This is a genomic window from Ectobacillus polymachus, from assembly GCF_048159605.1.
Taxonomy (GTDB): Bacteria; Bacillota; Bacilli; order Bacillales; family Bacillaceae_G; genus Ectobacillus; species Ectobacillus polymachus.
On record NZ_JBLREB010000001.1, the window covers coordinates 1,454,898 to 1,475,398 of the forward strand.

The 20,501-nt window shown below is 35.3% G+C and carries 24 protein-coding genes; 6 read left to right on the forward strand and 18 right to left on the reverse strand.

Annotation, left to right across the window (positions count from 1 at the left end):
- Positions 1 to 87 precede the first annotated feature (87 nt).
- From ACM5BR_RS07405 to ACM5BR_RS07455, 11 genes are all read right to left on the reverse strand, one after another.
- Positions 88 to 1,107: a cytochrome d ubiquinol oxidase subunit II gene (locus ACM5BR_RS07405; protein ID WP_416827018.1), complete on the reverse strand. Its 1,020-nt coding sequence runs from the start codon at positions 1,105 to 1,107 to the stop codon at positions 88 to 90.
- 16 nt (positions 1,108 to 1,123) lie between these two features.
- Complete coding sequence (locus ACM5BR_RS07410) at positions 1,124 to 2,257, reverse strand: cytochrome ubiquinol oxidase subunit I (RefSeq protein WP_416827019.1); 1,134 nt, start codon at positions 2,255 to 2,257, stop codon at positions 1,124 to 1,126.
- Positions 2,258 to 2,537: 280 nt separating this feature from the next.
- Positions 2,538 to 2,993: a TlpA disulfide reductase family protein gene (locus ACM5BR_RS07415; protein ID WP_416827020.1), complete on the reverse strand. Its 456-nt coding sequence runs from the start codon at positions 2,991 to 2,993 to the stop codon at positions 2,538 to 2,540.
- A gap of 110 nt (positions 2,994 to 3,103) precedes the next feature.
- Complete coding sequence (locus ACM5BR_RS07420; protein WP_416827021.1) at positions 3,104 to 3,652, reverse strand: peroxiredoxin; 549 nt, start codon at positions 3,650 to 3,652, stop codon at positions 3,104 to 3,106.
- A gap of 203 nt (positions 3,653 to 3,855) precedes the next feature.
- Positions 3,856 to 4,980 carry an N-acetyldiaminopimelate deacetylase gene (locus ACM5BR_RS07425; protein WP_416827022.1) on the reverse strand — a complete coding sequence of 375 codons (1,125 nt, stop codon included), beginning with the start codon at positions 4,978 to 4,980 and terminating at the stop codon, positions 3,856 to 3,858.
- 183 nt (positions 4,981 to 5,163) lie between these two features.
- A complete protein-coding gene (gene dapD / locus ACM5BR_RS07430; protein ID WP_416827023.1) occupies positions 5,164 to 5,889 on the reverse strand; it encodes a 2,3,4,5-tetrahydropyridine-2,6-dicarboxylate N-acetyltransferase in 726 nt (241 codons plus the stop codon).
- Between the two features lie 94 nt (positions 5,890 to 5,983).
- Positions 5,984 to 6,859 (reverse strand): LysR family transcriptional regulator, encoded by an 876-nt coding sequence (locus tag ACM5BR_RS07435; protein ID WP_416827024.1) that lies wholly within the window; start codon positions 6,857 to 6,859, stop codon positions 5,984 to 5,986.
- 78 nt (positions 6,860 to 6,937) lie between these two features.
- Positions 6,938 to 7,381, reverse strand: a complete 444-nt coding sequence (gene cbpB, locus ACM5BR_RS07440; RefSeq protein WP_416827026.1) for a cyclic-di-AMP-binding protein CbpB — start codon at positions 7,379 to 7,381, stop codon at positions 6,938 to 6,940.
- A 138-nt stretch (positions 7,382 to 7,519) separates the two neighbouring features.
- On the reverse strand, positions 7,520 to 7,711 hold the full coding sequence (gene abbA / locus ACM5BR_RS07445; RefSeq protein ID WP_416827865.1) for an antirepressor AbbA: 192 nt from the start codon (positions 7,709 to 7,711) through the stop codon (positions 7,520 to 7,522).
- Between the two features lie 89 nt (positions 7,712 to 7,800).
- Positions 7,801 to 8,313, reverse strand: a complete 513-nt coding sequence (locus ACM5BR_RS07450; protein WP_416827027.1) for a ribonuclease H-like YkuK family protein — start codon at positions 8,311 to 8,313, stop codon at positions 7,801 to 7,803.
- 270 nt (positions 8,314 to 8,583) lie between these two features.
- Positions 8,584 to 8,820, reverse strand: a complete 237-nt coding sequence (locus ACM5BR_RS07455) for a YkuJ family protein (protein WP_416827028.1) — start codon at positions 8,818 to 8,820, stop codon at positions 8,584 to 8,586.
- A gap of 244 nt (positions 8,821 to 9,064) precedes the next feature.
- Here ACM5BR_RS07455 and ACM5BR_RS07460 point away from each other — a divergent pair, with 244 nt between their 5' ends.
- Positions 9,065 to 9,304: a glutaredoxin domain-containing protein gene (locus tag ACM5BR_RS07460; protein WP_416827029.1), complete on the forward strand. Its 240-nt coding sequence runs from the start codon at positions 9,065 to 9,067 to the stop codon at positions 9,302 to 9,304.
- A 54-nt stretch (positions 9,305 to 9,358) separates the two neighbouring features.
- Here the strand turns inward: ACM5BR_RS07460 and ACM5BR_RS07465 are convergent, their stop codons facing one another.
- Together ACM5BR_RS07465 and ACM5BR_RS07470 are read right to left on the reverse strand one after the other, a co-directional pair.
- Positions 9,359 to 9,841, reverse strand: a complete 483-nt coding sequence (locus ACM5BR_RS07465; protein WP_416827030.1) for a DUF3993 domain-containing protein — start codon at positions 9,839 to 9,841, stop codon at positions 9,359 to 9,361.
- 265 nt (positions 9,842 to 10,106) lie between these two features.
- Positions 10,107 to 11,324, reverse strand: coding sequence for an EAL domain-containing protein (locus ACM5BR_RS07470; protein ID WP_416827031.1), 1,218 nt, complete (start codon positions 11,322 to 11,324; stop codon positions 10,107 to 10,109).
- 184 nt (positions 11,325 to 11,508) lie between these two features.
- Here ACM5BR_RS07470 and ACM5BR_RS07475 point away from each other — a divergent pair, with 184 nt between their 5' ends.
- On the forward strand, positions 11,509 to 11,679 hold the full coding sequence (locus ACM5BR_RS07475; RefSeq protein WP_416827033.1) for a hypothetical protein: 171 nt from the start codon (positions 11,509 to 11,511) through the stop codon (positions 11,677 to 11,679).
- A 115-nt stretch (positions 11,680 to 11,794) separates the two neighbouring features.
- Here ACM5BR_RS07475 and fadH read toward each other — a convergent pair whose 3' ends face one another.
- Positions 11,795 to 12,559 (reverse strand): 2,4-dienoyl-CoA reductase, encoded by a 765-nt coding sequence (gene fadH / locus ACM5BR_RS07480; RefSeq protein WP_416827034.1) that lies wholly within the window; start codon positions 12,557 to 12,559, stop codon positions 11,795 to 11,797.
- Between the two features lie 149 nt (positions 12,560 to 12,708).
- Between fadH and ACM5BR_RS07485 the strand changes: the two genes are divergently transcribed.
- Both ACM5BR_RS07485 and ACM5BR_RS07490 read left to right on the forward strand, forming a co-directional pair.
- Positions 12,709 to 13,572 (forward strand): metallophosphoesterase, encoded by an 864-nt coding sequence (locus ACM5BR_RS07485; protein ID WP_416827035.1) that lies wholly within the window; start codon positions 12,709 to 12,711, stop codon positions 13,570 to 13,572.
- A 117-nt stretch (positions 13,573 to 13,689) separates the two neighbouring features.
- On the forward strand, positions 13,690 to 13,899 hold the full coding sequence (locus ACM5BR_RS07490) for a hypothetical protein (protein ID WP_416827866.1): 210 nt from the start codon (positions 13,690 to 13,692) through the stop codon (positions 13,897 to 13,899).
- Positions 13,900 to 13,969: 70 nt separating this feature from the next.
- On the opposite strand, the gene ACM5BR_RS07495 is transcribed toward ACM5BR_RS07490, so the two are convergent.
- A complete protein-coding gene (locus ACM5BR_RS07495) occupies positions 13,970 to 16,084 on the reverse strand; it encodes an RNA degradosome polyphosphate kinase (RefSeq protein ID WP_416827036.1) in 2,115 nt (704 codons plus the stop codon).
- Between the two features lie 97 nt (positions 16,085 to 16,181).
- Positions 16,182 to 17,720, reverse strand: coding sequence for a Ppx/GppA phosphatase family protein (locus ACM5BR_RS07500; protein WP_416827037.1), 1,539 nt, complete (start codon positions 17,718 to 17,720; stop codon positions 16,182 to 16,184).
- A gap of 260 nt (positions 17,721 to 17,980) precedes the next feature.
- Here ACM5BR_RS07500 and ACM5BR_RS07505 point away from each other — a divergent pair, with 260 nt between their 5' ends.
- A complete protein-coding gene (locus ACM5BR_RS07505; RefSeq protein WP_416827038.1) occupies positions 17,981 to 18,433 on the forward strand; it encodes a YkyB family protein in 453 nt (150 codons plus the stop codon).
- Between the two features lie 133 nt (positions 18,434 to 18,566).
- On the opposite strand, the gene ACM5BR_RS07510 is transcribed toward ACM5BR_RS07505, so the two are convergent.
- Positions 18,567 to 19,211: a YkyA family protein gene (locus tag ACM5BR_RS07510; RefSeq protein WP_416827039.1), complete on the reverse strand. Its 645-nt coding sequence runs from the start codon at positions 19,209 to 19,211 to the stop codon at positions 18,567 to 18,569.
- Between the two features lie 474 nt (positions 19,212 to 19,685).
- On the opposite strand from ACM5BR_RS07510, the gene ACM5BR_RS07515 reads away from it, so the two are divergent.
- Positions 19,686 to 19,910 carry a phage holin gene (locus ACM5BR_RS07515; protein ID WP_416827040.1) on the forward strand — a complete coding sequence of 75 codons (225 nt, stop codon included), beginning with the start codon at positions 19,686 to 19,688 and terminating at the stop codon, positions 19,908 to 19,910.
- 7 nt (positions 19,911 to 19,917) lie between these two features.
- Here ACM5BR_RS07515 and ACM5BR_RS07520 read toward each other — a convergent pair whose 3' ends face one another.
- Entirely contained in the window at positions 19,918 to 20,358 is a 441-nt protein-coding gene (locus ACM5BR_RS07520) for a hypothetical protein (protein ID WP_416827042.1), read from the reverse strand.
- Positions 20,359 to 20,501 lie beyond the last annotated feature (143 nt).

The window sequence follows — 20,501 nt, forward strand, 5'->3', positions numbered from 1 at the left end:
TTTGCAGTAACAGCTATCATATAGGAAGTATGATGAATATCATGTTCTAAACCATTTAGAACAGATCACCTTTTTTTAATATAGTAACTATTTCTCTTCCTTTATGTACTTTGCATCAAAAAGAAAAACACGAAGTAATAAATAAAGAGTAGGAATAAGCAAAAGAATACCAAATCCAAAAGCAACGACTAGCGCCATACCCATAGCTTCATTCGTATATCCAGAATATATTGTAATATAAGGATACAAAATATAAGGAAGATGCCCAGCTCCATATCCGAAAAACGCAAATAGATATTGAAATATAACAAATAAGAATGCAAGACCATAGCGATTTCGATGAAACAAAAAATGAGTAGCTCCTAAAAAACAAGCAAATGATAGACAAAACATACCTAGAATACCTGGCTGCATCATATGCTGAAAATGCTCTGGATTATGAGTTCGTATCGATAAAAAAACAAATATACTTGCTAAAATAGTAGGAATCGCCCAAAATAAGGAAAACTTACGCATAACGTTTACAGATTCTTCATCACCCGCACGATCTGCATAATAGGTAAGAAAAGATGCGCTTATATAGAGAACAGAAACAATTGCAAGCAAGATTGTACTCCATGAATAGGAACTCGTAGCTAGTTTGTCCGCTAATAATACAACGGTATGATCCTGCTTGCTTATAAAACCACCTTCAGAAATCATTAATGCAATTGATAAGGTAGCAGGAATTAATAAGCCTGTTGCACCATACAAAAACATGTAAATTCGACTTTGTTTAGATCCATAATTTTCAAATGCATAAAAAGAACCTCGAATTGCTAATAAAATAAAAGCAACGCTACCCGGTATAAGTAGAGAAGTACCATAATAATATGCTGTATCCGGAAACAGCCCTATAAGACCTACAAAGAAGAAAACAAATAATACATTTGTCACTTCCCAGATGGGAGATAAATATCGATTAGTTAACTTTACCAGTTTTATATCTTTTTTTCTCCACTTCGCATAATACGCGTAAAAGCCAGCTCCAAAATCAACTGACGCAAGAATTAAGTAACCAAACAAATACATCCATAAAATCGTTATACCCATCATAGGTATACTCATTGAACTACCCCCTATCTTATTTCATTTCAATAGGCTTTTCTAACTCCAATTCAGCCGGATTGGAATGAAACATCTTAATCATAACTTTCAGAGAAATGGCAGCAAATATCGTGTAAACGATAGCAAAGCATACAAATACCAAGTCGATATTCTCAGTTGGTGCGGTGGTAGCAGCTTCACTTACCTTCATATAACCTCGTATAATCCAAGGTTGCCTGCTGGCTGCTGCGAATAACCAGCTCATTTCAATCGTTACCAATGCTAGCGGACCCGAAATCATGATTCCTCTAAGCAAATAGCGATTCACCGCCCACTCTCTTTTATACTTCAATATAAATACATAGGCGAAAGAAATAAGAACCATATATATCGCAAAAATCACCTTTAAGTCAAGTACATAATGAATGGAAAGGGGATGTATCAACTTTTCCGACAAATCCCCTGTAACTACTGAACCAATACTAAAGAGCGAAGCTACTATCATCGTAAGCTTTAGCGCTTTTTGATAATATACGTTTTTTCTGCCGCCAAGCATCCTCGTTGCTGTAATTGCTGCTAGAATAAGTGCTACAGCCAAATATGAGGTAACAATAACGTGAAATGTTTTCGCTGGTGTAGCAGGATTCAACATTGCAACAAACGGCTGTACATCAACGATTTTTCCGTTAACAAGTCGAAAGCCCTGCGGTGTATCCAGAAATACACTTACCGATGTAATAAAGAAGGCTGACATTGTCGAACCTATAATGATAGGAATCGAGAGCAGCCAATGCCGATTTGGTTTTTTAAATCGATCCCAGCTGTATAAATAGATACCTAGAAAAATAATCTCAAGGAAAAACGCGAGCGTATCCATAAACAAAGGAAACCCAATCGCCTGCCCTGCTAGCTGCATAAAGCTTGGCCATAGCAAAGATAATTGTAACCCGATACAAGTCCTTGATACAACACCTACCGATACGATTATCATAAAAGCTCGCGTAGAGCGACGTGCTAACAGAATATAATGGGGATCCTGTTTCTTTATACCAATCCATTCTGCAAAGGAAATCAACATTGGAAAGCCTACTCCAATGGTTGTAATCATAATATGAAATGAAAACGAAAGCTCCGTCAGAGCTTTCGCTACTGTTACACTATCAAAATTCATGTATATACCTCCTACCTATTTTCTCACATGAATTTTCAATTTCACTATACATATAGTGTAATCAGCTACCGATCCTATACACAAAAAATCTTTGACAATTCTCTATCGAAACTTCGACAAATTTGTGAAACCACAAATTCATTCCATGCACGATAGATTTCAACAAATTACAGCTTGTTTACAAATCAAAAAGTTCAAGAAATCTTTAAACCCTTCTAGCTATGCAAAAAAGAGCAGATGTGTAACATCTACTCTTTCAATCAGTCAGTCGTTACTATCCTTATTCTGCTTGTTCTGCTTCATCAAGCACTCGATTGACTCGCTTCGTTAACATTTTCATTCCGCTGCCACCAGCTTGAAAATGACGAAGTACTCCATTTTTGTCAAATACATAATAGGCTGGTACATATTGATTTTGAAATTCATCTGTAATTTTAAAATCATTATCCACTAAAATCGGTTGCGTAATGCCATATTCAGCTGCTACATTCTTTATATCTTCAACATTTACATCATTCTCAGAACGAGGCATGTGTACAGATACAACATTTAATTTATCTTTATATTGATCACGAAATTCATTCACATTAGGCATAGCTTCCTTACATAAATGACAGCTAATAGACCAGAAATGCACCAAAGTGGGCTTCTCCCCAATCAGTTCATCACGTTTCACTTCTCCATTAAGCTCAGCCGTCGCACCAGTTAAGGAAGGCATTTCGTCACGTAATTTCATGAATAAACCTCCTTTAATTTAAAAAGAGCGGAAATGACTTGTTCTATGAGGTTCCCCTAATACAAGAAAAGGCCTAACTATTACGTTAGGCCTTTTTTGAGGCTCTTCTATTACACGTTTAAAGTAGCTTGTCCAGGTCTCCAGTTTGCAGGGCAAAGTCCGCCTGTTTGCAAAGCTTGAAGAACACGTAATACTTCATCAACTTCACGTCCAATATTATTATGGTGAACAACTTGGTATACTAATTCACCTTCTGGACTGATGATAAATAATCCACGAAGTGCTACCCCTTCTTCTTCAATTAAAACACCATAATCACGAGCTACAGAGTGATTATGATCAGCAGCTAATGGATAATTTAATTGTCCAATGCCGTTTTCTTTCACATCTGTGTTTATCCACGCTAGGTGAGTATGAATTGTATCAGTAGATACGCCGATTACTTCAGCATCAAGATCGCTAAATTCATCATAACGCTGAGAAATAGCAATAATTTCAGTTGGGCAAACGAAAGTAAAATCCATAGGATAGAAGAAAAGGACAGTCCATTTTCCAGCCTTCATGTTTTCCTCAAGACTAACTTTTCCAAATTCCTTATTAGGCAATACAGCTTGCATTTCAAAACGTGGTGCTTGCTTAGCTACTAAACGTTCTGTCATATGTATCAACCTCCATTTTTTTTATTTACAAGATTATTATAAAAGAAAGCATATATTAAAGTCAATATCATTTAATAATTATTATAAAAAACATAAGCTTTCTCTTTTCATTACCATTATAAAGTATTCGACTAGCGTTATACAAATTATGTATACAGCTAGTAGGAAAGTTTTTTCGAATTTAAAAAACAGATAGCAAATGGCTATCTGTTCCCCTTAAAACGTAAATATTGTGATATGAATGATATTGCCCTAGGTATTGCCTCCTCATTCGGTTCAAGCTTTGCATGATGGAGGCCATAAGGTGATTGTACCCCTAGCCAGAACATAAATCCTGGTATTTCTTGCAGCATGTATCCAAAATCTTCTCCTGTCATAGAGGCACTGCAATCTATGATTGTTGTATCGTCAACTTGATTTGCAAATTTCATAAACTCTTCTGTAAGCTCTTTATTATTATTTACTTGATAATAATTGGCTCCATAATCAATATCAGCATGACATTCGAACGAAGTTTCGATTCCATGTACAATAGCTTCTAATCTTTTCTTTATTTGTGTCATAGATGCAGCCGATAACGTTCGCATCGTACCTTCTAATCGAGCCGTTTCTGCAATACTATTTTGGACCATGCCGGCAGTTATTTTCCCAATCGTTACAACCACTGGATCAAGCGGATCCACGTTTCTGCTGACGATTGATTGCAGTTGTGTTACGAGATGACTTGCAGCTACAACCATATCATTTGCTTGATGCGGATAGGCAGCATGGCCACCTTTTCCTATTAAATCAATATATAATTCGGAAGTATTGGCAAATAGAAGTCCCACTCGCGTTGCAATCGTACCGACTGGATATTCAGGTGCAATATGAAGAGCTACCATCATATCCGGTTTCCATGCTTGAAACGGTTCACTTGCTATCATTGGCTTCGCTCCGCCTGGTCCCTCTTCGGCTGGTTGAAAGGCAAATAAAACGTCATCATCAATTGGCTTCTGTACAATCTCTGAAAGTATACCAAGAGCAATACTCATATGAAAATCATGTCCACATGCGTGCATATATCCCTCATGAGTAGACCGAAATGAATAGCCTGTTTCTTCCGTAATGGGAAGCCCATCAATGTCCGTACGGTAACCGATTATTTTTTCAGGATTACGACCATGTACTTTTACAAGAATTCCTGTTTTCCACAGTTTCACATCAATCCGTTCTTTCGGCAATGCCTCTATAAAGCGAAGTAAATACTGCTGCGTTTTATATTCTTGAAATCCAAGCTCAGGTATTTGATGTAGATCTCTTCGAATCGTAATAAAATCTTGTCCCATCCTATTCGCCGTCCTTTTTTTATCCTTTTTTCCTTGGCGTATTACTCTGAAAGCTTAAAAGAAATACGAAATAGACCGTCACTGATCATAAAAATAGATAAGATACGGTGGACGGTCTATTTCTTACTATATTATCAATCATTTCATTCTATTAAATCTTCCTAAGAATGAAAGACGATTCTCTTATTGTTGATCCGGATTTAGCTGGCGAAGCTCTTGTTTAATTTCAATTTTTGATTTTGTTTTTTCATCAATTTGCTTAATAACTCGAGCTGGAACGCCCGCTACTACAGTGTACGGCGGCACATCTTCAGTAACAATTGCACCTGCAGCAACAACTGCTCCATCTCCTACTGTTACACCTTCTAATACAACTGCGTTTGCACCGACGAGAACACCATCCCCAACTATTACTGGTTTTGCAGAAGGTGGCTCAATTACCCCTGCAAGGACTGCCCCAGCACCAATATGAGAATTTTTTCCGACTGTTGCGCGACCGCCAAGAACAGCATTCATGTCAATCATCGTTCCTTCTCCAATGACTGCTCCAATATTAATTACTGCCCCCATCATAATAACGGCATTGTCGCCAATATCAACTTGATCACGAATAATTGCACCTGGTTCAATCCGCGCTTTTACCCCTTTTGTATCCAATAAAGGAATAGCAGAATTACGACGATCATTTTCTACCACATAATCTGTAATAAACTTGCTATTTTCATCAATTACAGCTTTTATGTCAGACCATTCTCCAAACAATACTCCCATTTTTTTCGAAACGAAAGCTTGTACATTCTTAGGAAATGAAACTTCCTTTAATTGACCTTTTATGTATACCTTCACTGGTGTTTTCTTGTTACTATTTTGTATAAAAGAGATAATTTCATTCGCATCCATCATTTTCATTTCTATGTCTCCTCCTATTAGCTGATACTGATACTCTATCAAAGTAAAGATTAATCAGCAAGAACGTACACCTGTTTTTTGTAAAAAAAATTAATCAACCATTCGTTACAGAAAACTGTTTTACAAGCTCCATAAACGCTTCTACCTGCTTTAATTCTAGAGCTGCATCCTTTACAAGAAGCCATGTTTCTCTTGTAAGTCTTTTTCCATCTACTGATAAAGGGAGTTTATAAATATCTTCATCAATTCCCTTTAGTACAGTTTGAGGTAGAATTGCATAACCAATCCCATGAAGAACCAGCTGTTTACACGTTTCAATTTGATCGACAATAATCGTTCGTTTCGGTGGATTCGAAAATTTAGCATACCACCAGCTTTGTATTTGAGAATAATAAGTGGAATCGCTCTTAAACTGTATAAACGGTTTACTCGTATCTTTTAACATATTTTCATCTGAAATTTCCGTATCCACTAAATACATCTCGTCAGTTAATACATGCCATTTTTTCCCTAAATAATCTTGTGAACCACGCAAAATTGCGACATGAACATCACCATCATAAAAATGTCTTTGAACATCACTACTCCAACCAGTGAATAATGATATTTGCACAAGTGGGTATTTTTCAACAAACATTTTTAAAATGCGAGGCAGCCAATATTGCCCGATTATGGATGCAACAGCTATTTTAAGTGTACCATGGGTTTTTGCATGCAAGGACGTTAATTCATTTTTAATATTTTCTTCCTTTTGCAAAATTTCCTGTGCATAGGCGGTAATTTTTTCGCCTTCTGATGTAATCATTAATCCTTTTTGAGACCGAATGAAGAATCTCATTCCCCAATGTTTTTCCATTGATTGCAAGCGCTGACTTAGAGCTGGCTGAGACACAAATAATCGCTCTGCTGCCTTCCTCATATTCAGCTCTTGCGCTAAAACTACAATCATTCGAAAATCATCAAGTTGCAAAGCGATTCCTCCTAAAACTGTTCATACCGAATAATAGGTAAATATCTTTCTAAAATGCTGATATTCCCTATTCTTTCCTTATTTATTATATCTACGAACTTTTTTGTTTAAAAGCTTCAATATTGCTCGTCGTGTTACAATGCCTTCAAAAATCCCTTCATTACTTTCTACACAAACAAAAGGATGATTAATCACTGCTTCTAATGCTTGTGCAAAGGTTTCATCTACATGCAATCTAGGAATTTCTGTATTCATAACTCCTTCTACCTTCATATTCTCTAATTTTTCAAATTCAATCCGTTCTAAGCCTAAAATCCGATCTAAAATCATCGATGTGCTAATTAGCCCATGTAACTTATAAGTTATATCTAAAACAGGTATAGCTGAATAACCAGATTTCACAAGTACAAGTAAAGCGTGTTCTAAACTATTTGCTACTTGTACATGTGCGACTTTTTCGGATGATATAAGCAAGTCTTTCACAAATATTTGTTTAAATTCCTCTGTCGGTAGACTAATCAATTGCTATTCTCTCCCCTCTCCCGAACAAAAGTATTCAATTATGAAATGATAGCGTTTTCAAAAAGAATCTATTTAAAAACTATACATTCGCTATTGTATCACATCCTTGAAAAAAATGACTACCGTACACGGTAGTCATCATTCAGCATCTTTTAGTCGCTCAAACAATGTCGTTACTTTCTTATAATGTATCGTATCTGTAGTTTTTAGACCACTTTCTATATCTGCTAATTCACATGCAAGAAGCTCAGAAGCATAGTTTTGTTGAAATAACACATGAAGCAATAAAGTTTGTTCCTCATCGGTTAAATATACATAATTATTTTTCATTATAGCCATGCTCTCCCCTACTTTTATATTTCTCTCTTTAATTATATAGAAAATTATTCCGATTTAATAGAATGAAAATTTATAATTTTTTATTTTGTGTAACGATTCGCATAACTAAAGGCTGCATAGGAATCTGGTTTTATTTTTGCAGTGAGTCCCATGGATGTCACACGAGATGTCATATCCGTAATATACTCTCGCGTCAAACCATCATGACCAATATCAAGATGAATTTCCATTGATAAGCCTGCTCCATCCCTTCGATACGGGTAAATCATTTCAAAGAGTTTTCCTAAATGACTAGATGTAAATAAATATGCTGTTTCTTGACTATAAAATGTTTCAAGATAAATTTTCTCGCGTAGTCCAACTTTTCTATGTAATAGTTTTGTTTGTAAACATCCCCATGCTCCCTTTCCTACACGATGAAGATGTATAGCTGTTATAAACCGCGTTTCAAATTGATGAGCTTGTGAATCCGTTCCAATAGAAAGACGATATGCATTAGCTGGATCGGCCTGAATAAATTCACAAATTCGTTCGTATACCGTTTCAAAATCCATATTTCGCTCTGATAAATTATAAAAACGATGTTTTCCCATTTCGTCACGTCCCTTCCGCAGACTGACTTCCTTTCATTGTATGGAAAAAACATATATTCTATGTTAACAATCTTTATTTTCTAATTTTCTAGAGTAAGGTAAGATTTCCTTTCGTAAGCGTCTAGCTGTTAGTTCATAAGTAATAACGCCTTCATAATTTCTTACATACATTTATTTATATCTATTTATAAACATATTATACAAAATTTAACATTATTACATAAAACAAAAAGGTAGCATCTTTATAAGATGCTACCTTTCTACGTATGACTAGGAAATCATATCGTAAATTTCAATAGCCACCATATCCATGTTGTCAAACTGATATATTTGAGGCTTTTCACCTGGTTCGTACACTTCTAATTCATACGTATCATTTTTGTCAAAATATTTAACACTGCATTTGCGTTCGCCGTTTACTTCAAAATAACGTTGTGCAACTTCACCGTTTTCACCTTGTTCTTTCAAGCTTACGAGACGAGATAATATTCCTTGGAGCAGAGACATGAAATCTCCCCTTTCTCTAATATTCCTACGAATAGCTTCTGCAACAGCCGACATTCTATCCGCTTGGAACTAAAAAATTGTTTCAGTCTTTAGGATAACGTTAACGGCGAAGAAACTCAATAAATTTGTCGAAAAAAGTTACAAAATGAGTATCTGCATACTATTACAGTCCCCATTGCTTACTTTATACTACTATATTATAATATCTTGCAAGTATATAACAATAGAAACTAGGAGAATAACCATGAAAGAAGTACAACTATATTCACAACCGGACTGTCCCCCATGTGAAATTTTGAAAATGTTCTTTAAGCATTATTCTATTTCCTATACAGAATATAATATAGCAACAGATGATGAAGCCAAGAACCGGCTCTTGAATCATTATCATTCCCTTTCAACTCCTACGGTTGTAATCGATGGAGTAACAGTAATAGGGCTTGAAATCGATCGAATCAAACAGCTCCTTACGATTACAGAGTAAAATCATCCAATGTAAAATAAGATCGCTACGAAGATGTGCAGCGATCTTATCCTCCTACTCTTTTTCTAAATTCTGTATATCTATAGGTAGTGTCTCATTTTCGTTGTAAGCAGCCATTTTCCATTTCCCTTTCTCTTTTTGCATTACCACAATTTTATACAAGGGAGTTGGCTCTGCAATACGTTCATATATATATAATAGTTGATGATCTCTATCATATGAAATGGATGTACTCGCTGTAAATGTAAAGGGTGGAACTTTCGAAAGAAGATGCTGTCCAGAAGACTTAGTATGACTAGGATTTTCATCGGTAAACACTTGAAGAAAATTATCAGTGATATATGGCGTTAACATATTATACATTTTTTCTACTGTATAATGTTTATCCCGAATCGAATACTGTGCTTCATATCCTTTCCGAATGGTATCGAATATTTCATCTCTGTTTATTTCCTTACCAATTGCAACAGTCATATTTTGACTGATCATATAAACGAGAATCAAGAAAAACCCGATCCATATACCATACTTTTTCATATTTCCCCTCCTATACCCTGTCCTATGTTCATTGTAGCAATCCTTATTCCATATTGGGTGTGGATTCGTTCGAAAAATCCTAACACATATAGACAGCATACTAAGCATTTTTTGCTGACACCTATCACTATTTCCACTTTTATCTAGAAATAACCAAAAAAATAGATCATCGTGCAGAATTCACTGCGATGATCTATTCTCTCTTACTATTCGGGGCTGTCTAATAACTAAAAATAATAAGGAGCTCCATTTTCATTCTGATCTTTTAAAATAAGGCATCTTGTTCAAATAAATAATCGTATGGTAAATCAAGAAACAAATATTGATTATCTTGAAGTGGAAAGCTAAAGGTTCGAATCATTTGCCCAGTTTCAATATCAGTATATAAATCGGACAATCTTCCTTTTTTTTCAAAGCGCATCTTCATTATGTTTTCTAAAAAATAAGGGCGCCAGCTCCAATTTTTCATTTTATACTCAGGCTGTATACTCCATTTCCCGTATTCTTTAATCACGTTACCTGATTGTTGAAATCCATCCTCATCACAGATATAGAGCCGGAAACAACAATCTGTCAATTCTTTTCCAAGGTCTAGAAACCATACATCCATATCTTCTGTTTTTTTTAACTTTCCCAAAATTCCATCAATTCTCGTTCCTAATTGTTCAGCTAATCGATACAAATGTTCTAATTTACGCTTTTCGTGAGATATAAAATCATGACACTCTTCGCGAAAACGTTTTTTCAGCAAATCAGCAGGTAGAAAATAAGGAAGAAACTCCTTTAAATAATCTCCCTGATAATATCTCCCTCCGTTACGCCATGCATATTGTAATTGATAAAATGCATCAATATCTTCATATAGCAGAGTAGCTCCCATACGACGTGCAAACAGTGAAATAGAATATAATATATCTTGATACATCTGCAAGTTTGCGCTATGTCGTAGATTTGTTAAATCAATTTTTAAAATATCAGGATTTAGAGCACTAATTCGTACGAAATTACTCATGCCAAGCCCGATTTTATTTATGGCGATACGAATACCATATGTACGATAATAGACGAGCCGATGATTAAGCTGATTCATATCATCTTTAAAGTCATGCTCTGTAATTTCTAATACAATATTTCGCAAGCAAACTCCACGCTTTTCATAGGTTTGTAAAATTTCTAAAAAGCTATCTTCCTCATCATCCATGAGGAGTGTTGCATTACGATGTACAAATAATTGGAAGGATTGATCGGATTGTAAATATTGTTGCAATGCTTTTTCTAATACTACATTATCCACTTCTAACCGATATTCATCTGGTATGGTATCATCTTGAAAAAACGATCCAAGACTAATCACACCGTCATCGGTCTCCATTCTCCCAACCACTTCATAACCAATAATCGTATGCTCATCCGCACTGAAAATGGCTTGGTAATAAGGAAGAACCTTCTCTATGTTTGCAATTACGTCTAAAGCATCCACCAAAGTACTCTCCCCCTTTATTTGCAAAATTATATCATGATGATGAGAAAAAAGTGTACTTTCGTAAAAATTTTTCTTGCATTATGTCTTCTTATTACAGAATAACGATGTTAACACGTGATACGCACACACTTTTTGTACGTATCATATACATATCATACGAATTGGTAATAAAGGGGGAGTCATGATGAACAACAATGAACTTATGGAAATTGCAGAAGAAGTATACATCGGAAGAATTGTCACGCTTGGGTCAGCCGTTTTGTTCTTAATCGGCAGTGTAATTTCATTAGATGCAGGATATAAAGATCTCGTACGTCTTTCAAGAGAATCGCAAAACAGTGATGTAATAAAATGACAAGAATGCTTGAGAGGTTATAAACCAAGCTCTTTTTTCTAACACAATTAAAGAAGGATGCCTCGCCATGAAATCTCTCTCATTAGAGGCACCCTGCTATTTTTATCGGTTCCGTTTAAAAAGGATACTGATGTAAATGCTGTCCGCCATCAATGGTAACACATGTACCGTTAATATAAGCGGATTCATTAGAAAGCAAATAATATGCTAAGCCTGCCACTTCTTCAGGTGTTCCTAAACGCCCTAATGGAACGCTATTCATTGTCCGCTTTGCCGCTTCTTCCGATACCCATAGACGCTTGGCTCCGCCTGTGCGTTCAATAGGGCCTGGGGCAATCGCATTCACCCTTATACCATAGGCTCTTCCCCATTCCACTGCCAGTGTTTTTGTCATGGCAAGAACACCAGCCTTCGCTGCAGCAGAATGGATGACGCCTGGACCAGCATCCCATGCATAGGTTGCGACCATATTAACGATACTTCCTCGAATCCTATTAGCAATCCAATATTTCCCTACAGAGCGACTACAATAAAAACTACCATTTAACACAATGTTAATAACGGTATTCCATCCATTTACAGACAATTCCTCAGCAGGACAAATAAAATTTCCAGCTGCATTATTAACTAAATAATCAATGGTTCCGAAATGATCCACCGTCTGCTTAGTCATTCTATCTACATCTTCTGGATTTCGTACGTCCATAACAATGTCAAGCGGCTCGGCTCCCACTGCATGTATTTCTCTTTTTGTTTCTTCTAATGTTTCAATCGTCCTCCCAGTGATAACAACATGCGCCCCTTCCTTTGCAAAGCGCATAGCCATTGCTTTACCCATTCCACTGGATCCACCAGTTACAATCACCACTTTCCCTTTCATCCTTCTACCCCCTAAAAATGAATGATAATTCATTTTACCATTATCACCCATTATTTCATATATTTACTTTTTAGTTCTTCTCTTCTTCATATTTCTATGAAAAGTAAAGTATACTAGTAAAAATAAGATAAGCTGGGGATAAAATACATATGAACAGAAGAACATTTATAAAAAAAGGACTTTCATGGTTTCTATATAGTGTAATAACAACCGGTGTTGGCTACATATATGCACGTTATATAGAGCCTACAACTGTATCAATTTCGAAGCATACGATTTCGTCACACCTTATTAAAAAAGGATTTATAGGTAAAAAAATCGTACAATTTAGCGATTGTCATCTCGGTTATCATTATTCACTTTCTCAATTGAAAGCAACTGTCCAGCTAGTAAACGAACAATCTCCGGACATCATATTGTTTACTGGAGATTTAATTGATGATCAGCAAAGCTATAAAGATAGAGATCATATTGCTCCTATTTTGAAATTGATGAAATCCTCTCTTGGTAAATTCGCAATTTATGGAAACCATGATCACGGAGGATACGGTACAGATATTTACGCTCAAATTATGAACGATGCAGGATTTCAAGTGCTTCAAAATGAGGAAACAAGGATAACACTTACAGATGACAGTGCAATATCTATTGTAGGTATCGATGATATGATGCTTGGGCACCCCAAAATCGAAAAATCAATTCGTAAAATCAAAGAAAATATTTTCACGATTCTTCTTGTCCATGAACCTGATGTTGCAAATACAATAGCAAACTACCCTATTGATTTACAGCTATCCGGCCATAGTCATGGCGGACAAGTTCAACTCCCTTTCCTCGGTCCAATCATTACTCCGCCACTTGCTAAACAGTATGTGGAAGGATTTTATCAACTTACGGGTAATAGAGGAAATACATTGACCCTCTATGTGAATCGCGGACTTGGCACAACTCGTGTTCCATTTCGTTTTTTAGCAAAGCCTGAGATTACTGTATTTCAATTACAAAATCTTTAATTCTACTAGACTTGCGCCTAATTTGATATCTTTCCTTTCCGTACTTGCTCTAACAGGGGCAACTTCCCATATACTACACCGAGTCTAACTAGGGAGGTTTAACACATGTATCCATATATGTATCCATATATGCAGCCAATACCGTTTCTTCGTTCCGGTCCTGTTCCTATTGAAGGAGATACTCGTTTCTTACCATTCTTCGGGTTTCCTTTTTTAGCAGGGATTGCAGGGGGGTTGCTAGGCGGGGCAGCAATTGCAGCATTTAGTAGACCATTTTGTTGCCCACCTTATCCGTATCCGTATCCATATGCACCATATATGTATTAGGCGCTTTGCTACAATATGAAAAAAAGAGGTGGCACCAAACAATTGTTTGATGCCACCTCTTTCTTTTGTACTACTCATCCGTACTTTCATTACCAGCATATGCTAAATTAAATAGCTCTAATTGACTATTTATTTCTGGTTCCCCTTCATGGCGAACAACATAATGGTATTCCCCATTTGCATCCTGCTCACGGGTCTTCATGTTATCAGAAAGGACCAATTCCAAAATATGAATAATACGAGTCTTTATCCCCTCATTAAAAATAGGAAAGGCAATCTCAACACGTCGCTCCATATTACGAGTCATCCAGTCTGCAGAAGAAAGGTATAATCTTTCATCTCCATTATGATAGAAATAATAAATTCTACTATGTTCTAGATAACGTCCAACAATACTAGTAACACGAATATTTTCACTGACATTCGGTATACATGGACGTAAGCAACAAATACCTCGAATAATTAAGTCAATTTTCACACCAGACTGTGACGCTTCATATAATTTTTGAATAAGAGGCTTGTCTGTTAAAGAATTCATTTTCGCTACAATATGTCCATTACCGTACTGTTTATGATAGCGTATTTCCTCATCAATTCGTTCTAAAAATGTATGACGAATATCTAAAGGAGCGACAGATAATTCAGTGAAATGCGGCTTCATCGTATATCCGCTTAAATAATTAAAAAAGTTAGTTGCATCAATACCAAATTCCTTACGCGTCGTAATTAATCCAAAATCTGTGTACAACTTTGCTGTTGCATCATTGTAATTACCGGTACCTAGATGAACAAAACGTTCAATTACACCATTTTTCCGACGTACAACAAGTGTTATTTTACTATGCGTTTTTAAATGACTTACCCCGTAAATTACATGGCATCCTGCCTGTTCTAATTCCTTCGCCCAATGAACGTTGTTAGCTTCATCAAATCTTGCTTTTAATTCAACAAGAACAGTTACTTGCTTACCTTTTTCCGCTGCGGTCTTAAGTGCATGTATGACCGGTGAATCTCCACTTACTCGGTAAAGAGTTTGCTTTATGGCAAGTACATCAGGATCATCTGCAGCACTTTGTACAAAATCTAATACAGGTTGAAACGATTCATACGGGTGATGTAGTAAAATATCGGATTCAAGTGCCTTTTCGAAAATGTCATCGTCTGATTCTAGATCTTGTGGTGGTTGAGGAATAAGGGCCGGGTATGTAAGATGCTCATGTGTTTGCTCTACGTTTTTATAAAAAGAGAACATGCATGTTAAGTCTAATGGACCATCAATAAAATAAATATCTTTTTCATGTACCTCTAGCACCTCGTGTAAGAGTGCTAGGACCTTTTCATCTAATCCAGCCTTTCCTACTTCTAATCGAACAGCTGAACCCCATTTTCGTTTTTTTAATTCTTTTTCAATTACTTTCAGAAGATCTCGTGCTCCTTCTTCATGAATCGTTAAATCCGCATTGCGGGTAATACGAAAACTTGTGACAGATAGAACACTGTATCCTGTAAATAATTTATGTGTAAAATTACTGATTATATCTTCCAAAAAAATGAATCTTCTACCTTCTTCACTAGGAAGAAAAATAAATCGTTCAATCACAGAAGGCACTTGAACAATACCAAGTTTTCTTCTGTTTTCTTCGTCTTGCTGATTTTCATCATAAAGCATAACTGCCAAGTTCAAGCTCTTATTTAAAAGCATAGGAAATGGACGATAGGCATCTATTGCTACTGGTGTTAATACGGGAAAAATTTGCTCATCAAAATACTCTTCGATAAATGCCAGCTGCTCAGGGGTTAAGTCCTTGAAGGATAGTGGTTCTATGTCTTCTCTCTTTAACTCTGGAAGTAATATATTACGATATGTATCATATTGTTGCTCTATAAGAGTATGTGTCTTTTTGGCAATCATGCTAAGCTGTTGTTTTGGCGTAAGTCCAGCTTTGTTTTCAGGCTTGTTAAAACCTACTTTTACTTGATCCTTCAATCCCGCTACACGTACCATAAAAAATTCATCTAAATTAGAACTAAAGATACTAGTAAACTTTAGACGTTCTAATAAAGGATTTCGTTCGTCAAGAGCTTCTTGTAACACTCGTTCATTGAACGCAAGCCAACTTAATTCGCGGTTATTATAATAAGCGGTATTATTTAAATCAATCATGCTTATTTTTGTAGTATCCATGAACGCTGCACTTCCCTCTTTACTTTGTTGAGATTCTTTTCTTGTTTTTCTCTTATAAAGAAAATGATACCTCTTTGTGAAAATGTTGTAAATTGTTTTATAAATGTGGTGAGGCAATTTGGAAATGTAACTCAACATTTCGTTTCAACGCCTTCTCTACTTGTTTTTTTTGTTTTTCTGCTTGTACTTGTTCTGCTAAAGGATTTCGATTGCATGAAATATAAATATGTATATCGTCACCAATTATTTCAATGTGTAAATCGTCGACAACATATCGATTGGTTACATTTAAAGAGGCTGCCAATTGTAAAAGTGATCCTAGTATACGAATTTTTCTCTGTTCTTCTTTCGAAAACCAAGAATCAAACGATTCCATATATTGTTTAAAGGATAGTTTATTCTTAAAAGATGCTAATAAAGCTAATTTCACTTTATCTTTATGCATCATTCCATCAATCGTTTTATTTGCTAACAAATAGAATGTATGTTGACTGCTAGACTCATCATCAATATAAACACCAATATTGTGAACTTTGGCTGCCCTTCTAACAGAAAGCAAATCATCCTCTGTAAAACTAACAACTTTACATCTTTCTAATCCATTACACAATTTCATAACCGTATTGATTAGATCCATCACATTATGTAAATCCATTTCATATTTTTCCGCAAGAATATGAAAACTCTCTTCCATTACATTCGGATAATAGGAGAAGCCATAGCGTTTTGCATTTATTTCATAATATATGCCTTCTCTAAGTCCTCTTCTACTAATTATAAACGAAGGTGACTTCGTTACACGCAAAAGTGATCGAAATACTTCTATAGCTGGAAGAATTGTATCTGCACGATCCTTTGCTAATCCTTCTAACTTTTGCAACTCTGAAAAGCTTATATCACTCATAAATTGATGAACGAGTTCAACATCATTCGGCTTCATTTCATATAAATGAACACCTGAAATAGGGTATGAAATAATATTTTGATGAACACGAGCCATATTACGTGCACTTCCACCAATTGCAATAATAGGTACTGGTTTATCCAAGAGCCAATCCAATTTCTCCATTTGTTGAAGTATAAATGAAGACATCTTCTCTCGTTCTTCCCTTGTCGGTACATCATTAGTCACAAATTGCTGTTTTAAAGATAATGCTCCGAAAGGGAAACTATAATATTCAATCAATTGGCGGTTACAAAAATAAGTAATTTCCGTGCTCCCACCACCAATATCAATCGTGATGCCTTCTTCAAATGATGTAGAATTCATAACAGCTAAATAACCGTAAAATGCTTCCTCATATTCGGAAAGAATTCGCAATTCGATTCCAGTTCGTTCCTTTACTAGAAGTTGAATTTCTTGTTGGTTAGTAGCCTGTCGAATAGTAGCAGTTCCTACGCAAATCACATGATTTAAATTATGATATGTAATACTCTCTTGAAATTGCTCAAGAGTATGAAGTAAAATGGAGATTCCTTCCTCAGTTAGTCTACCTTTTACTAAATAGTTACGAAGTCTCGCAGAAACTTTCGTGTTTTCAATTTCACGAGAAAAACCACTGTTTTGTTGTTCATATATAACAAGTCGAATTGTATTAGAACCGATGTCAATAATTCCGTAATGTTCATTTCCCATTGCATCACCCTATTTCTGCGAAATACATAAACTTCCGAAACATTCAAATGATTAGGAACAGTTATGCCTATATATATTGTACAAAACGTTTGTAACGGTTTCCACTATTACTTTACATGTAATCTTTTGTTTTTTGTTTCATTGTGTCTAATGTATTAAATTTCTATACAAAAAAAGTATGCAGGAATCATTTGTCCTCTATTGAATCTTGCAAAAACAGGACCGTGCATGATAATGTAGAAAAGAAAGGAGGACAGGGTATGAAGTCACATTCTTCTCACTCCCAACCCACTCCATCAGCTGAACAGCTTTCGCAGGCAATATTCATCGTTAATCGCCATGCAAAATCAGCAACGGATCCAAAATATTTATATTGGCTGAAAAAAACAGCAATTGAAAAACTAATTCAAGAGGGAAAAGCAAGTAAAGAGGGATTGCATTTCTCAAAAAATCCAAAATTCAGCAAGCAGCAATCCGATGTACTAGTGCAAGCTGGAAATTATTATTTTCACATCCCGCCTTCCAAAGATGACTTCCAAAAGCTTCCCCATCTTGGCGAACTCAATCAATCGTATCGAAATCCTAAAACACACATGTCGCTATCTCTAGCAAAAAAGTTTTTGCAGCAATATATAGGCATAGAAGCGTATGAACAACAAAAAAAAGTATTGCAGCCAAAACCTTGGTACCAGCGTGCATATACGAGAAAGTGAACGAAGCATAATCCTAACAAGGTTTCATACATCAAAGTCTCTATTCAATCAAAAAAAGGTGACCCACCACAAGCATTCATGTAGGGCACCTTTTTTTGTTTTATTGTAAGTATTTATGTATGTTTATAAGACGCTATTTTACGTTAAGATTTGCAGCCTTATAAAAATCCATTTTTTCTTTATTGTAATCATTTGTTAGATTATTAAATTGATCAATTTTCACTTCTGCATCTTTGTATAGACCATTTGTTTCTTTCACTTTATCACTAATTGCTTTTAACTTTTCATCTTTGTTCTCAAGCATACTATAGAGCGATTTTTCTGACTGGAACGCTTTTTTGTATGAATCATACATTTCCGTAAAGGAATTATATCGATCGTTATACAATTTTTCTACTTTTTTAGCTTGTTCCTTTAGTTTTGTATCGCTAATTTGATTAGCTTTTGAGTCTGCATCTTTCATTTCTTTTTGTGCGTTTTTCAATACATCCATTTCTGAATCTAATGCTTTTTCTCTCTGGTCTAAAACCTGCAAAGCTTCCGTAATTATTGGTTGTACAGATGAGTTATTATCTTTGCCTTGCTGAAGAATTTTTGCATATAAATCTTTGTCTTTTTGTCCTAGTGATTCAAATGTAGATGCTTGTTGGGAAAACGATTTTTCTTGTGTTGCTGCTTTTTCAAATATGGTATACAGGTCTTGTTCAGGCTTTGAACCTATGCAACCTGATAATATAAGAACTACTGCAGCTACCATAGCCATTGAATATTTTAACACTTTCTGTCACCAATCCTTACAGTCTATTGTCGTTCCTAGAATTCAAATAGAATACATATTTTTATCATAGTTTTGGGTCTGACTCGTTTCTTAGAAAGCGGAGCCGCCAAGAGTCTATCACTCTATCATTTCCTTTCTGCCCGTATTTCAATATGAATACCCTCCCCCTTTTACAAAACAACTTACATCCAAGGTAGAATACATATTTAAACATATTATGACTAGCATGTATTATAGCGTGTTTCACATTATTTTTGTATAAGAACATTGCTAATCTTTTAAACAATTATACCACCCATGTAATGACTTTGAATATCATTTGGAAAAAAGATACATTAAATCAACAGTTTTTATTGTATCTCTCTATTTCCAAATAAGCTAGAGTATATATTATTTTTGTACATACTTGTTCCATCTAAGGCAACACAGCATATGATATAGTATAAAACAAGCATAAAGGAGGAAAGTTATTCCATGCAAAATTTTCCTGATATCCTTCGCTATATTACAGGATTTTTACTAGCCCTAAAACTACTTCTTCAATCATTTGGTATTACAGTATTTACAAATGAACAAGTTGATGCAATCGCCAATGTTGTGTCGTTTTTATTCATTCTCTATTTTGGATATAAAAATAACTATATAGGGAAAAAAGGTGCAGAGCAAAAGGAATTACTAAAAAAATACAATTTACATTAAGGAGCCATTACTGGTTCCTTTTTTCTAAGATTGCCCCTATTGCCTTATACGTTCCGCAGTTCTGATTTTGTTTTCGATACGTGTAGCTAGCTCCGAATGGAATAGCTATTTTTTGTTGGTTACTTACTCTTGCTTGAAATGATAGAGCTGCAAGTTCACCAGATTTTAACGTAACAATTCTCCAGCGTATAATTCGAAATAATATGTCTGCCTCGCCCGTATCTGTTGTAAGAGTATTTGGTATATACATAACTGCATCCCGAAGCATGTGACTTATAAAAAGATGAGTAATATCTTCCTTACCATTATTCATAACATCAATCATGATTTCAATAAGATCACCAGAATTATAAAATAAATGAGATGAAAATACATTCTCTTCAAATGAATTTTTAATTCGTATAACGACATCTAAGGGTGACAAATTCATATTAGTTGGTAATATCACTTTAATGGCACCTCCACAATGTCAATTTCTGTTCAACTCGTTAGAATAAACACATGAGAAAACACCTAATCCGTAAAGTACTTATGTAAGCTTAATTACGTGACTTAAAAAATGTGACATTTATAATAATGATTAAGAGGTGG